The organism is Nocardia sp. NPDC058658, assembly GCF_042716665.1.
Taxonomy (GTDB): Bacteria; Actinomycetota; Actinomycetes; order Mycobacteriales; family Mycobacteriaceae; genus Nocardia.
The window spans coordinates 81,892-96,360 of record NZ_JBHXRR010000019.1; the positions used below are offsets into that span (position 1 = coordinate 81,892).

The following is a 14,469-nucleotide window of genomic DNA, read 5'->3' on the forward strand; positions in this document are numbered from 1 at the left end:
CGTGGCCGCGACGGTCTTCTACCTCGACGAGGTGCCAGAGCCGGGCGCCATCGCGGTGCTCGACGGTCCGGAAGGTCGCCATGCCGCGACCGTGCGCCGGATCAAGGTCGGCGAGCCGATCACGCTGTCCGACGGACACGGTGTGCTCGCCGACTCCGAGGTCGTCGCGGCCCAGAAAGACCGCTTGGAGCTGGCGGTGCGCAACCGTCGTACCGCCACACCACCCACCCCACAGGTGACCGTGGTGCAGGCCTTGCCGAAATCGGATCGCTCCGAGCTGGCCGTGGAGTTGATGACCGAGGCGGGCGCGGACCTGATCGTCCCGTGGCAGGCAGCGCGGTGCGTCGCCAACTGGGAAGCCAAGGCCGCCAAGGGGATCGAGAAATGGCGTGCGGCGGCCAAGTCCGCGGCTCGCCAGTCCCGTCGCGCCTACATCCCGGAGATCGCGGGACTGCATCGCACTCGCGACCTGGTGGAACTGGTGCGAAAAGCCAAGGCCGACGGCTCGGTTGTCGCCGCCCTACACGAATCCGGCGCGGGCAAGTTCACCGAACTTCCCCTCGACAAGGCGAGCGAAGTGGTCCTGATCGTCGGCCCCGAGGGTGGCCTCGACGACGCCGAACTGGCCGCGCTGGCCGAGGCCGGTGCCGACATCGTGCTCCTGGGCCCGACGGTACTGCGCACCTCGACCGCGGCCGCGGTCGCGCTCGGTGCGCTGGGAGCGTTGACCACACGCTGGTGAGCAGGAGTGGACCTTCCGGGATCGGGTATTCCCACGGGGTCGCGAACGGCATACCACGGGCCGATTTTTAACCGCTGTGCGGTGTCGGTACCCAGCGGTAAACTGATCTCATCGAACACCAGGTCGAAACCGGAAGCAGGCTGTAGCCACTTTTGAAGAACTCAGGCGAGATCGGCAACCCCACCAACCCCGTAACAGACATCGGCGCAGGCGGTAACAGTGCTGGTCCCGCGCCGCGTTCCGTGCGTTCCAGCATCGAACTCGCCCCCGAGTCGGTGTTCGGCTTCCTCGGCTCGGCCGACCAGAACCTGCGTCAGCTGGAGAAACTCCTCCCCGCCGACATCCACGTGCGCGGCAACACCGTCACCATCACCGGTAAAGCGGGCGATGTGGCGCTGGCCGAGCGCGTGATCGAGCAGCTCGTGGCGATGACCGGCCGCAGCCGGGTGCTCACCCCGGAGACGGTGCGCCACACCATCTCGATGCTCACCGACGAGGGCATCTCCGAATCGCCGGCCGAGGTGCTGAGCCTGGACATCCTGTCGCGGCGCGGCAAGACCATCCGCCCCAAGACGCTGAACCAGAAGCGCTATGTCGACGCGATCGACGCCAACACCATCGTGTTCGGCATCGGCCCCGCAGGCACCGGCAAGACCTACCTGGCCATGGCCAAGGCGGTGCAGGCCCTGCAATCCAAGCAGGTCACCCGCATCATCCTGACCAGGCCGGCGGTCGAGGCGGGCGAGCGGCTCGGCTTCCTGCCCGGCACGCTCAACGACAAGATCGACCCGTACCTGCGCCCGCTCTACGACGCCCTGCACGACATGATGGACCCCGAAGCCATTCCCAAGCTGATGGCCTCGGGCGTCATCGAAGTCGCGCCGCTGGCGTACATGCGGGGTAGGAGCCTCAACGATTCGTTCATCATTCTCGACGAGGCGCAGAACACCACGGCCGAGCAGATGAAGATGTTCCTCACCCGCCTCGGCTTCGGCTCGCGAATGGTGGTCACCGGTGACATCTCGCAGGTCGACCTGCCCAACGGGCAGCGCTCGGGTCTGCGGGCGGCCGCGGAGATCCTCACCGACATCGACGACATCCACTTCTCGGAGCTCACCAGCGCCGATGTGGTCCGCCACCGGCTCGTCTCCGACATCGTCGACGCCTACGACCGCTTCGAATCCGAGACTCGCGCGCTCCCCGGCCCGCACTACCCGGGCAACCGGGCTCAGCGGCGCGCCGCGGACCGAGCGGATCGTCGGTAGAGCTTTCCGTGGAGTTTCATGCATGCGACGTGGAGTTTCATGCATGAAACTCCGCAGACTCAGTGGTCCACGCGATACCCCCGCCACGCTGGAGCGACGGCGGTTTCGTCGGTACCGAGGATGGTACGTACCCTGAACAGGTGAGCATCGAGATCGCCAACGAATCGGGTATGGACATTCCCGAAGAAGACCTGGTCAGCGTCGCACGTTTCGTGATCGCCCGGATGGATGTGCATCCGGCCGCCGAACTGTCGATGGTGCTCGTCGATCTCGACACCATGGCCGATCTGCACGTGCGCTGGATGGACCTGCCCGGCCCCACCGACGTGATGTCGTTCCCGATGGACGAGCTAGAGCCCGGCGGTCGCCCCGACAGCCCGGAGCCCGGCCCGTCCATGCTCGGCGACATCGTGCTGTGCCCGGAGTTCGCGATGGGTCAGGCACAGAAGGCCGAGCACTCGCTCGATCACGAGCTGGCCCTGCTCACCGTGCACGGCGTGCTCCACCTGCTCGGCTACGACCATGCCGAGCCGGAGGAGGAGAAGGAGATGTTCGCGCTGCAGGGCCAGCTGCTCGAGGAGTGGTATGTGAGCCTGAGCGAACAGCAGCGCCTCGCCGAGCTGGCCGAGCGCGACGACCGACTACTCGGCAAGGCAGGTTTCACCGCACCCGGTGAAGGACCCGCGTGAGCGCACTGACCCTGATCCCGCTGGCGATCGTGTTGATCGGTATCGGCGGGGTGTTCGCGGGCGTGGACTCGGCACTGAACACGGTGTCACGAGCCAGGCTCGACGACATGGTCCGCGAGGAGCGTCCCGGTGCCGCGCGCCTGCGCAAGATCGTCGACGACCGTCCGCGCTATGTGAATCTCGTTGTCCTGCTGCGCATTCTGTGCGAGATCACCGCCACAGTTCTGCTGGCCGCCGCGACTTTGGAACTGTGGTCCGAGAGCACGGCGCTGCTGGTCACCGCCACGCTGATGGTCCTTGTCTCCTATGTCGTGATCGGCGTCGGCCCGCGTACCCTCGGCCGTCAGCACGCGTACTCGATCGCCCTCGCCGCCGCCGTGCCGCTGCAGATCATCGGCGCGGTACTCAGCCCGGTCAGCCGGCTGCTGATTCTGCTCGGCAACGCGATCACGCCCGGTAAGGGATTTCGCAACGGCCCCTTCGCTTCCGAGATCGAGCTGCGCGAGGTGGTCGACATGGCCCGCGAGCGCGGCGTGGTGGCCGACGACGAACGCCGGATGATCCAGTCGGTCTTCGAACTCGGCGACACCCCGGCCCGCGCGGTGATGGTGCCGCGCACCGAGATGGTGTGGATCGAAGACGACAAGACCGCCGCCCAGGCGATGTCCCTAGCTGTGCGTTCGGGCCATTCCCGCATCCCGGTGATCGGCGAGAACGTCGACGACGTGCGCGGCGTGGTCTACCTGAAAGACCTTGTGCCCTACGCCGATCGAGCCCGCAAGGTGTCGGTGCGCGATGTCATGCGACCCGCGATCTTCATCCCCGATTCCAAACCCCTTGATGCACTCCTCGACGAAATGCAGCGCCGCCGCAACCACATGGCGCTGCTGGTCGACGAATACGGCGGCATCGCGGGTCTGGTGACCATCGAGGACGTGCTCGAGGAGATCGTCGGCGAGATCAACGACGAGTACGACACCGACGAAACCCCACCCGTGGAGGACCTGGGCGAGGGCCGCTACCGGGTCTCCGCGCGGCTGTCGGTGGAAGACCTGGGCGAGCTGTACGGCCTCGAGATCGAGGACGACGACGTCGACACCGTCGGCGGGCTGCTCGCGCACGAACTGGGCCGCGTCCCACTGCCCGGCTCCAAGGTGACCGTCCACGGGCTGGTGCTGCGCGGCGAAGGCGGCGCCGACGCACGCGGTCGCATGCGGGTCAACACCGTGCTGGTGCGCCGAGCCTCCGACAAAGCCGACAAGAAGACCGACAAGCCCCGCAAGGGCACTACCGACGAGGCAACCGCCGACACCGACCAGGTGCGCGTGCCTGACGACAACGGAGAAAACCATGAGTGAACTGGACGCCGAGGACAACAAACTGCTGGTACTGGCGCGTGGTGCGCTGGGCCGCACCGGGGGCGCGAGCGGCGCCGCGATCCGCGACACCGACGGCCGCACCTACGCCGCAGGCGAGGTGACGCTGACCGCGTTGCGCCTGACCGCACTGCAGGCCGCCGTGGCCGCCGCGATCTCGAGCGGCGCAGAGGGTTTCGAGGCGGCAGTCGTCGTCGGCGGTGACTCCGATGACGCGGGTATCGAAGCGGTCCGCGAGGTCTCACCTTCGGCCTCGATCGTTCGTACCGACCGCACCGGCGCCGTCCTGAGCGAGGTGCACGGTGGCTGACTCCGGCAAGGAATTCCATTCCGGCTTCGTCTGTTTCGTCGGCCGCCCCAACACCGGCAAGTCGACGCTGACCAACGCCCTGGTCGGCACCAAGATCGCGATCACCTCCTCGCGCCCGCAGACCACCCGCCACACCATTCGCGGCATCGTGCACCGCGAGGACGCCCAGCTGATCCTGGTCGACACCCCCGGCCTGCACCGCCCGCGCACCCTGCTCGGCCAACGCCTCAACGACCTGGTGCGCGACACCTACTCCGAGGTCGACCTGATCGCGCTGTGCATTCCGGCCGACGAGAAGATCGGCCCCGGCGACCGCTGGATCGTCGAGCAGATCCGGATGATGGCGCCCAAGACCAGGATCCTGGGCGTGGTCACCAAGATCGACAAGGTTGGCCGCGACGAGATCGCCCACCAGCTGATGGCGCTGTCGAAGCTGCTCGGCCCCGAGTCCGAGGTCATTCCGGTCTCGGCCGTGAAGGGCGAACAGGTCGAGGTGCTCGTCGACCTGATCGCCTCGCAGCTGCCAGAGGGCCCGGCGTTCTACCCCGACGGCGAGATCACCGACGAGCCCGAGGAAACCCTCATGGCCGAGCTGATCCGCGAGGCCGCGCTCGAAGGCGTGCGCGACGAACTGCCGCACTCGCTGGCCGTGGTCATCGACGACATCGAGCCGTATGCGGCCAACGAGGACATGCTCGAAGTGCATGCCCTGCTGTATGTGGAGCGCCCGAGTCAGAAGGCGATCATCATCGGCAAGAACGGGGCCCGCCTCAAGGAGGTCGGCACCAACGCCCGCGCGCAGATCGAGAAGATCCTGGGCACCCGCATCTACTTGAACCTGCACGTGAAGATAGCCAAGGATTGGCAGCGCGACCCGAAACAGATGGGGAAGCTGGGCTTTTGACCGTTTGACTGTCGGTCCGTCGGGGTATCGTTCGGCGAACACGTCGGTTCATTCGGCGTGCTTCGCTGATCGCCCGGGGAGGCCGTGCAAGTGCCCGATGCCAATGATGTCGGCAAGCTGCTGGAGCTGTTGCGGGCGCTCGAGATTCCCGACACCCGCCCGCGCGTGCTGCGCACCTTGGTACACGGGCGGCGCGCGCTGCCACGCCCGATCGTCGAGGTGGTCGGTGTGGCCGGGAACACGGCGCTGGTCGGCGAGATCTACAACTGGCTCAGCGAAACGGGTGGTAGCCGCGCGGCGCCGCGTGCCAGGATCGACCCGCACGCCCTGCCACCCATGGTGCTCACCCCCGATCTCGCCGCGATCGACTCGGGCCCGACCGCCGGTGACTCGGAGATCGCAGGCCACTGTCTGCCGATCGTTCAGCATCTGGTGGCGAATTTCGCCGCCGATGACACCGCGATGGGCGCGATCAAGTTTCCGCGCTACCGCACCGCCGATTGGCTCACCCGTCAGCGGGTGACCTCCGACGAGTCCGAGGCGGCCGACGAACTGCGCCGCAGGCTCCCCAAGCTGCTCCGCAGCGGTTCGTCGACCAACCGCTCCGACGCCACCGAAGGCGTTGCGGGCGGCATGTTCTCGAGCGTGGTCTTCGCTGTGCTGGCGCTGTGGCCGGTGCTGCGGTTGTGGCTGTGGGTGTCCGGGCGCATTCCCGGGATGTCGAAGGTGACCCGGTGGTTTCTGCATCAGCGCTACCTGGCACCCGAATTATCGGGCAGTTTCCTGGGTTTCGCGTCCCGGCTCACCCTGCCGCACCGGGTCGACGAGAACGAGGATCAGGTCGGCAAGCTCCTCGTGCACGCCTTTCTCGAGGACCTGCGCGATGCCTACAAGCGCCGGATCTGGCGTCCGTCGAGCTGGCGGCGCACCGCCTACCCGGTGGCCTTGATCGGCGGTCTGACCGAGGGCAGTGACGGCGCCCGCATCCTCACCTGGATCAACGAAATACGCAACGAGACCGGCCTTTTCGATCCGCTGGTGGTGTTGGCGTTGCGCGAGGAAGGGCCGAACCGCGAGGTGGGCGAGCTCTCCCACATCGGCGAGCTGCGCCACTTCCGTACCCTGGAAAGTCTCGCCGACGCCCCGACTCCGCAGCCGCACGACCCGCTGCAGGAGTGGGTCCGCGAGATCGACAACCGGCGCACCCACCGCCGCGCCGACGCCTGGTTCCTGCCGTTGCGCGCCATCATCCCGCCCGGTAGCACGCCGCTGGTGTCCGATGGCCGATTCCGTGGTCTCGCATTACCGCCCGCACCGCCGCTGGCCGCGCGCAGCTGGTTTGTCGGCCTGTGTGTGCTGATCCCGATCGCGCTCGCCGTCGCCGCGACACTGGTCTACTTCCCGCCGCTGCGGGGCGTCGCATGTTCGCACTGGCCGTGGACCGGCGGTGTCTCGGTGAGTCTGCGTGACGGCGAATGCGTCGGCTACAGCGACAACCCCCGCCAGACCTTCGCCGACGACCCCGAACTCTCGGCGATGCAGCGAGAAGTGTTCCGGCTCAACGCCGATGCGGTCCGGGCACGGGAGAGCAACCCGAACCGCCCGTTGATCTCGCTGGTCTATTTCGCGGGCCTGAGCTACGTCGACACCAATGTGCGCTACCCGCACGCCCAGGTCGAGGAACTGGCCGGACTGGCGGTGCAGCAGCGCAGCGCATTGCTGGCCTCCGACAAGTCGGAACCGTTGCTGCGCATCATCATCGCCAACGGTGGTTCCGATATGCGCCATGCCGGTTGGGTGGTCGACAACCCGCTGCGCAAGCTCATTGCCGATGACCCCAGCGTGCTGGGCGTGGTGGGGATCGATCGCAGCAACGACGAAACCCGCAGTGCCATCACCCGTCTCGGCGAGCTCGGCGTTCCCGCGGTGGCGACGACCCTGTCCGCCGACGGACTAGAGCAGGCGTCGCCGCTGTATTTCCAAGCGGCACCGAGCAATAGCGTGCAGGCCCGCCTAGTCGCCGACTACGTCCAGGGTGCTCGCGATCTCAACGGCGCGCCCCGCTACGACAAGGTGGCGATTTATCACCCCGAGGCCCCGGGCGACCTGTATGTGACCACGCTGGTCGAGGACCTGCAGAAAGAACTCACCAAACGCGGTGTGGCACAGGAGAGTAAGAGCTGGCGCGAACAACAGCAGCTCTACCGTTTCCCCGCGCCCTGCGAGACCGCCGAATTCGACCGCAACACCCTGCTGTTCTTCGCAGGCCGCAACGACGACTTCCCGACCTTCGCCAAATCGGTGAGTCGCGGCTGCGTGAGCGGCGCGGGCCCGGCGATCCTCGGCAACGACGCGGTGACCCGGCTGATCACCGACCCGAAGGCCACCGGCGCGCTGCCCGCCAACCTCACCGTTCGCTACGTGTCCAAGGCGTCGACGGTGATGCTCGGCGGCGCCGACTGCGTCAACGGCATCGGCAAACTCGGCGACCAGCCGGTGCCGTTCGAACACGAACAGCTGTGCACCGAACTGGCCAGGCTGATCCAAGATCTCCGCGGCTACCCCGGCCTCACCGACTACCGGCCCACCTGGGCAGGCGACCGCACCGGCCTGGCTTTCGACGTGAGCGGCTTGTTCCTGCAAGCCGTGCGCAACAGCCGCGGCGTCCTCGCCGAGCCGAACCGCACCGCCATCGCAGTCCAATTGCGCGAGTCGGACTTCCGCGGCATCACCGGCACCCTCGGCTTCTCGACCAGTCGCGTCGCCGACGGCTCCTCGATCGCGGTCCTGGTCACCACCGCGGTCGGCGGCGGTGGTCCACAGCGCTGCCTGATGATGTTCCCCCGGCAGCCCGGCCAGGACGGCTGTCCGTCGGGCACGAAGAGCAACCTCGAAGGGTGGACCGAACCGGGGCGGTAGGGCTCGAACCTCGCAATTTGCCCACCGCACAGCCTGATTCGTGCTGTAATAGTCGCTCGAAAGCGGCCGGGAGCAGCGATTTCCGGCCGCCGCCGGAAGGGTCCCGGCGGCGCGTTGGACTGTGGGAGACCGGCGGGTGAGTATTACCGAAGGCGCGGAATTCGCCGCTGGTGGCCGAACGCACCGCTGTGACTCACCACCACTGCGCGGGTCGTTCCCGATCCCAGTGCAACGCCGATTCCAGTTGCGCGGCAAGCGAAATCAGCAGCGGCTCGGTGTTCGCCGTGCCCATCAGTTGCGCGCCGATCGGCAGTCCGGTGTCGGTGAATCCGGCAGGTACGTTCACACTCGGCCAGCCCAGCACGTTCCACGGCCAGGTGTACGGGCACGCCGCGGTGATCAGGTTGTTGGTCGCACCGGCACCGATTCCGTCGATCTCCTCCACGCGTGGGGGAGGGGTCGCGGTGGTGGGCGCCAGCACCAGGTCGTAGTCGTCGAAGAACGAACCGATCCGCTTGTGCAGCAACGGTTCCGCGCGCCGTGCCGCGGCGAGAACGGGCCCGCCGAGAACGCGGCCGATGCGTGCGTTGGCCGTGGTCCGCGGGTCGACGACGGACCCCGGCATGTTCCGGTGCACCCGGCTGATGCCCGCCAGCGAGCGCGGCAGGAAGGACGCGCCGATCATCAGCCCGTAGTGCAGGTCCGTCACGGTGACGCTATGGCCGAGCGAGCGAAGGGTGGTGGCGAGCGCGTGTACCGCCGCCGCGATCTGTGGATCGAGCGCGGTCTTGGTCGCGGTGTACGGAATGGTCAGGGAGAGCGCGATTCTGAGCTTGCCGGGGTCGCGCCCGACGGCCGCGCTCGCGTCGATCGGCGCGGGCTTGTGCCGGTCGCCGTCGTGCGGTCCGGCGGCGATGTCGAGCAGCAGTGCCGCGTCGCGCACGGTGCGCGCGAGTGGTCCGTTGACGGTGAGCCCGTTGAACGACTCCGCCAGCGGCCAGGTGGAAATCCGCCCACGCTGCGGTTTGATCCCGACCAGATTCGTCCACGCCGCCGGAATGCGCACCGACCCCGCACCGTCGGAACCCAGTGCGGCAGGGACCAATCCGGCCGCGACCGCCGCCGCCGACCCGCCCGATGATCCCCCCGGCGTATATGCCCGATCCCATGGATTGCGCGTATACCCGAACGCATCGCCGCTGGTGAACGGCAACTGCCCCAGTTCGCAGGTATTGGCCTTGCCCACGATCACCGCGCCCGCCGCCCGCAACCGGCGCACCGATTCGGCGTCGGTGGTTTTCGGCGCGAACTCCCCGCCACAGCCGAACGCGGTGACCTCGCCGGTGATGTCGGTGTCGTCCTTGACCGCGATCGGCACGCCGAGCAGCGGCAGTCGCACACCCGCGGCCAACCTGGCATCGGCCTCGGTGGCCTCCTTCAGCGCCGCCGCGCGACGCACGACCCGAAACGCGTTGAGCGTCGGCTGCGACGCCTCGATCCGGTCGAGCGCGTCGGTCACGGCCGCAACCGAGGAAACGCTGCGCCCAGCGAGGGCAGCGGACAGTTCGGTGAGTCCGAGATCGGCCGGGGAATTCGGCGCGATGGGGTCGGGCGCGGACATGTGAGCTCCGTCTCTGCAGGTGGTTGGCTCGACCGTAACGCGAAACTGGTCACTCGTCCACATCCCCTAGGGTGGGTATAGACATACATACGGCATGTATGTAACAGTGAATGGGCCCAGCATTCGACCAGGGGAGGACCCCATGGGAATCAGCTCAGCACTCGGCCCGGCGCACGAAATCGCCCTGTCATCCGGCCGGATCCGCTATCACGACACCGGCACGGGATCGCCGGTCGTGTTCGTGCACGGCTTGCTCGTCAACGCCGATCTGTGGCGTGGTGTGGTGCCCGGCGTCGCCGCGGCCGGACATCGCTGCCTCACACCGGACTGGCCGCTCGGTTCGCATTCGATCCCAGTACCCGACGCGGACCTCACGCCCACCGGCCTCGCCGACCTCATCGCCGAGTTCCTCGACGCACTCGACCTCACCGATGTCACGATCGTCGCCAACGACACCGGCGGTGCGCTCACCCAGATCCTGATGACGCGCAGACCGGAACGGATCGGCCGCGTCGTCCTGGCCGCCGTCGATTGCTATGAGATCTGGCCGCAGCCTTTCACGACCCTGCTGAAGATCGCGAAGATCCCGGGCACGATCGCCCCGCTACTGGCTCCGATGCGGTGGCGGTTCGCGCAGCGGTTGCCGCTCGGCTTCGGCTGGCTGACCAAACATGATCTGCCGCAAGAGATCGTGGAGTCTTTTCTCCAGCCGGCTCGGCGTAGCGCCGCGATCCGCGCGGACCTGCGCCGCTTCGCCGCCACCGCCGACAAGGGATGCACCCTGTCCGCCGCCGAACACTTCGCCGAGGTCGACCTCCCGGTGCTCGTCGTCTGGTCGACCGAGGACAAACTGTTCCCGATGAGCCTGGCCGAACGGCTGGTCGCCGAGCTACCCCGGGCGACCCTGCGCACCGTCGACAACTCCTACACCTTCCTGTCCGAGGACCGCCCGGAGTTGCTCACCGAACTGATCGTGGAGTTCACTCGGCTGCATGCAGCGCCGTAGTCAGGAGGATCGCTCCCGCACCACCCGAGCCGCGCTCGAGCTGGCAGGTCGCACCCTGTTCGCCGAGCGCGGCTTCGCGGGTACGTCGGCCGAGCAGTTGGTAGCTGCCGCCGGGGTCACCCGCGGCGCCCTGCACCATCACTACGGCGACAAGCGCGGATTGTTCCTCGCCGTCCTCGAACAGATCGAAACAGAGGCCACCGCGGAGATCGAGGCCGCTGTCGCCGCTGTCGACCGTGCCGACGTCATCGGGGGCATGACCGCGGGTCTGGCGCGTTTCCTCGAGCTCTGCGGCCGCCCGGAAATGGTGCGTATCGTGCTGATGGACGCCCCCACCGTGCTCGGCTGGCCTGCCTTCCGCGAGTTCGAGGCCCGCCACGGCCTCGGCCTGATCACCGCCGAACTGCAACGCGCCACCGACGCGGGCCTGATCCCGGTCGCCCCCGTTCCGGTGCTCGCGCAACTGCTGCTCAGCGCCATCACCGAAGCGTCGCTGATCGTCGCCCATGCCGCCGACCCCGACCGCGCCCGCGCCGAAACCCAGCAATCCCTGCTGCTGTTGATCGGCGGACTACTCCGCCAGGACTGACCGTTTGCGCGCTCGTGCGGGACTTGATGGCAACGACCGCGCACGCGGGTCGCGACCGCACTGTCGGGCCCGCATGGAAGACTGGCCCCGTGCGTTTGTATCGGGATGAGGCGGTGGTGGTTCGCCAGCACAAGCTGGGCGAGGCCGATCGCATCGTCACGCTCCTGACCAGGCAACACGGCCTCGTCCGTGCAGTGGCGAAGGGGGTGCGCCGCACCAAATCGAAGTTCGGCGCGCGGCTGGAGCCGTTCTCCTACATCGACGTGCAGCTGCACCCGGGCCGCACGCTCGACATCGTCACCCAGGTCATCACCGTCGAGGCGTTCGCGTCCGACATCATCGACGACTACGGCCGCTACACCACCGCGTGCGCGATCCTCGAAACCGCCGAACGCCTCGCGGGCGAAGAACGCGCACCCGCCCCGAAACTGCACGTCCTCACCGCGGGCGCCCTGCGCGCCATCGCCGCCAAACAACGCCCCCACGAACTCATCCTCGACGCATACCTGTTGCGCGCCATGGGTTTCGCCGGTTGGGCACCCGCGCTCGACGAATGCGCTCGCTGCGCCACCCCCGGCCCGCACCGCGCCTTCCACGTGGCAGCGGGCGGCGCAGTGTGTGTGCACTGTCGCCCGCCGGGCTCGAGTACGCCGGTCACCGGGGTGCTCGATCTGCTGGTCGCACTGTTGAAGGGGGAGTGGGCCTACATCGACAGCGTCCCCGACAATGTCCGCCGCCAGGCCAGTGGTCTGGTCGCCGCCCACCTGCAGTGGCACCTGGAACGGCAACTGCGCACGCTGTCGATGATCGAACGGTCCGCCGCCCAGCCTGTCGTCGCCAGCTGATCGCGGCCGGACGCACAGGTCCCGGCGTAATCACGCACTCTGGACGCGTTCGGTCGAAATATTGATTATTCGGCCGCGAATTGCGTGATTACGCCGGTCTTGGACCGCCCTCCGGCCCGCACCGGCGATCAGGCAGGATGGACGCCGTGATCCTGCGTCGTGACCCCGCCCCCGCGAGCAAGGCCGGCCGCACCGTGCGCCCGCCGTCCCGGCATCCCTCCGGCGCGCGCCCACCCGCGATCCCACCGGAGCTCGTGCCCAACCACGTCGCACTGGTGATGGACGGCAACGGCCGCTGGGCCCAGGAGCGTGGCCTGCCGCGCACCGCCGGACACGAGCGCGGCGAGGCCGTGCTCATGGACTCGGTCGAAGGCTGCATCGAGATCGGCGTCAAGTGGCTGTCGGCCTACGCCTTCTCCACCGAGAACTGGCGCCGCAGCCCCGACGAGGTGCGCTTCCTGATGGGCTTCAACCGCGACGTGATCCGCCGCCGCCGCGACGAGATGCACGAGATGGGTGTGCGCGTGCGCTGGGCCGGGCGCCGACCGCGCCTGTGGCGCAGCGTGATCAAGGAACTCGAGGTGGCCGAGGAGCTCACCAAGGACAACGACGTGATGACGCTGACCATGTGCGTCAACTACGGTGGTCGTGCCGAAATCGCCGACGCCGCAAGGGAAATCGCGCGCCGGGTGGCCGCGGGCGAGATCGACCCGGAGAAGGTCGACGAGGCCACCGTCGCGAAGTACCTCGACGAACCCGACATGCCCGACGTCGACCTGTTCCTTCGCCCGTCCGGTGAGTTCCGCAGCTCGAACTTCCTGATCTGGCAGGCCGCCTACGCCGAATTCGTTTACCAGGACACGCTTTTCCCCGACTTCGACCGGCGTAACCTGTGGGACGCCTGCCTGGAATACGCCAAGCGCGATCGCCGCTTCGGCGGTGCCAAATGAGTGATGGAGCCGACGTGGTCACCCCCGAGTTGGACCTGCAAGCCCGCACCGGTGCCTGCCTGCAGATGCAGGACATCGACGTCCGAGTCGACGCCGACGGCTCGCTCGGCTTCGAATACAACGGCGCCCTGTGCTCGATCCGCGCCGTCACCCTGGCGCCGGGACTCACCGTCCTGTCGCTGACCAGCGTGCTGGCCTGGGATCGCCCGCTCAAGCCGCAACTGCACAAGCGCGTCGCCGAACGCAACAACGAGATCCAGTTCGGCTCGGTCACCCTGATCGCGCGCGGCAAGCTCGGCGACGTCATCCTGCGCTACACGTTCCCTGCCGAAGGTCTCGACGATTCGGCGCTGACCACCATGTTGCTGCTGGCGCTGTCCGGCGCGAACAAGGCCCGGCAGGGTTTGCTCGCGCCGTGACGTGTCAGGGCTTCCAGGTGATCTTGCCGCCCTGGAAGTCCTGGGCCTTGCCGCCCTGGAAGTCGTATTCGTCGCTGGTCGGGTAGCCGTAGCGGCCGCCCTCGGCGCCTGCGCGGATCCAGTCGGCCTGGATGCTTCCCCACACCGCGTGCGCGCCGGTCTTCGACGACCAGTAGATGGCGCCGGTCGGGAACATGGTGAACTGGCCGTCGCCCTTGCCCGCCGCGGACACGTCGGTGAGCGGGAAGCCGAGCGGGCTCGACTCCCAGCCCAGCGCGGCCCACTTGTCGCGGATCGGGCCGCTGATCTGGTGCGCGCCGGTGCCGACGGACCAGTAGATCGAGCCCTTCTGGAAGTGGTTGAAGCGACCGCCTGCCACGGGTAGCTCGCGAGTGACCGGATAGCCGAGCTGGCCGGATTCGTTGCCGAGTTGAGCGAACTTGTCCCGGATCTGGCCCGCGACGGTGTTGGCGTTGGTGTCGGGATGCCAGTAGATGGCCACGTTGTTGGCGAAGGTCTGGTACTTGCCACCGGCCGCCGCGTCGGATTCGGGGGAGGTGGGCTCGCCCAGTGCCGGGCCGCCCGCCTGGTCGTATTCGATCTCGATCGCGCCGCCCACCTCGAATCCGCCGATCATCCTGGCCTGCGCGGTGCCTGCGATGGCTGCGGGCGCGATGACCGCGACGGTAGCGGCCGCGAGGACGGCCAAGCGTGTTCGACGGTGATGTGTCACAGGAAACTCCCTGGTCGGATCGGTATTCAGCGATGTCCGGCGCTCGGGACCCCCTCCGGTGCCGCACCCGAACCTACCCGTTGGGAGTCGGTGGCAACAGT

At 67.8% G+C, this 14,469-nt stretch carries 14 protein-coding genes; 12 read left to right on the forward strand and 2 right to left on the reverse strand.

The features are described from left to right. Position 1 precedes the first annotated feature (1 nt). From ACFWUP_RS23255 to ACFWUP_RS23285, 7 genes are all read left to right on the forward strand, one after another. Entirely contained in the window at positions 2-742 is a 741-nt protein-coding gene (locus ACFWUP_RS23255) for a 16S rRNA (uracil(1498)-N(3))-methyltransferase (RefSeq protein WP_379237558.1), read from the forward strand. 200 nt (positions 743-942) lie between these two features. Then, positions 943-2,007 (forward strand): PhoH family protein, encoded by a 1,065-nt coding sequence (locus ACFWUP_RS23260; RefSeq protein ID WP_379237678.1) that lies wholly within the window; start codon positions 943-945, stop codon positions 2,005-2,007. 140 nt (positions 2,008-2,147) lie between these two features. Further along, positions 2,148-2,696 (forward strand): rRNA maturation RNase YbeY, encoded by a 549-nt coding sequence (gene ybeY, locus ACFWUP_RS23265; protein WP_379237560.1) that lies wholly within the window; start codon positions 2,148-2,150, stop codon positions 2,694-2,696. Next, positions 2,693-4,054 carry a hemolysin family protein gene (locus tag ACFWUP_RS23270; protein WP_379237562.1) on the forward strand — a complete coding sequence of 454 codons (1,362 nt, stop codon included), beginning with the start codon at positions 2,693-2,695 and terminating at the stop codon, positions 4,052-4,054. The genes ybeY and ACFWUP_RS23270 overlap by 4 nt, the downstream gene beginning before the upstream one ends. After that, a complete protein-coding gene (locus ACFWUP_RS23275; RefSeq protein ID WP_379237564.1) occupies positions 4,047-4,382 on the forward strand; it encodes a cytidine deaminase in 336 nt (111 codons plus the stop codon). The genes ACFWUP_RS23270 and ACFWUP_RS23275 overlap by 8 nt, the downstream gene beginning before the upstream one ends. Beyond that, on the forward strand, positions 4,375-5,286 hold the full coding sequence (era, locus tag ACFWUP_RS23280) for a GTPase Era (protein WP_379237566.1): 912 nt from the start codon (positions 4,375-4,377) through the stop codon (positions 5,284-5,286). Before ACFWUP_RS23275 ends, era begins: the two co-directional genes overlap by 8 nt. A gap of 90 nt (positions 5,287-5,376) precedes the next feature. Then, positions 5,377-8,205: an ABC transporter substrate-binding protein gene (locus ACFWUP_RS23285; RefSeq protein ID WP_379237568.1), complete on the forward strand. Its 2,829-nt coding sequence runs from the start codon at positions 5,377-5,379 to the stop codon at positions 8,203-8,205. 193 nt (positions 8,206-8,398) lie between these two features. Here the strand turns inward: ACFWUP_RS23285 and ACFWUP_RS23290 are convergent, their stop codons facing one another. After that, a complete protein-coding gene (locus tag ACFWUP_RS23290; protein ID WP_379237570.1) occupies positions 8,399-9,826 on the reverse strand; it encodes an amidase in 1,428 nt (475 codons plus the stop codon). Between the two features lie 142 nt (positions 9,827-9,968). On the opposite strand from ACFWUP_RS23290, the gene ACFWUP_RS23295 reads away from it, so the two are divergent. From ACFWUP_RS23295 to ACFWUP_RS23315, 5 genes are all read left to right on the forward strand, one after another. Then, positions 9,969-10,832 carry an alpha/beta fold hydrolase gene (locus ACFWUP_RS23295; protein ID WP_379237572.1) on the forward strand — a complete coding sequence of 288 codons (864 nt, stop codon included), beginning with the start codon at positions 9,969-9,971 and terminating at the stop codon, positions 10,830-10,832. Then, positions 10,819-11,421: a TetR/AcrR family transcriptional regulator gene (locus ACFWUP_RS23300; RefSeq protein WP_379237574.1), complete on the forward strand. Its 603-nt coding sequence runs from the start codon at positions 10,819-10,821 to the stop codon at positions 11,419-11,421. Before ACFWUP_RS23295 ends, ACFWUP_RS23300 begins: the two co-directional genes overlap by 14 nt. Before the next feature lie 89 nt (positions 11,422-11,510). Then, entirely contained in the window at positions 11,511-12,266 is a 756-nt protein-coding gene (gene recO, locus ACFWUP_RS23305) for a DNA repair protein RecO (RefSeq protein WP_379237576.1), read from the forward strand. Between the two features lie 137 nt (positions 12,267-12,403). Next, positions 12,404-13,216, forward strand: coding sequence for an isoprenyl transferase (locus ACFWUP_RS23310; protein ID WP_379237578.1), 813 nt, complete (start codon positions 12,404-12,406; stop codon positions 13,214-13,216). 65 nt (positions 13,217-13,281) lie between these two features. Next, positions 13,282-13,635, forward strand: coding sequence for a YbjN domain-containing protein (locus ACFWUP_RS23315; RefSeq protein ID WP_379237680.1), 354 nt, complete (start codon positions 13,282-13,284; stop codon positions 13,633-13,635). Between the two features lie 4 nt (positions 13,636-13,639). Here the strand turns inward: ACFWUP_RS23315 and ACFWUP_RS23320 are convergent, their stop codons facing one another. After that, positions 13,640-14,368 carry an LGFP repeat-containing protein gene (locus ACFWUP_RS23320; RefSeq protein ID WP_379237580.1) on the reverse strand — a complete coding sequence of 243 codons (729 nt, stop codon included), beginning with the start codon at positions 14,366-14,368 and terminating at the stop codon, positions 13,640-13,642. Positions 14,369-14,469 lie beyond the last annotated feature (101 nt).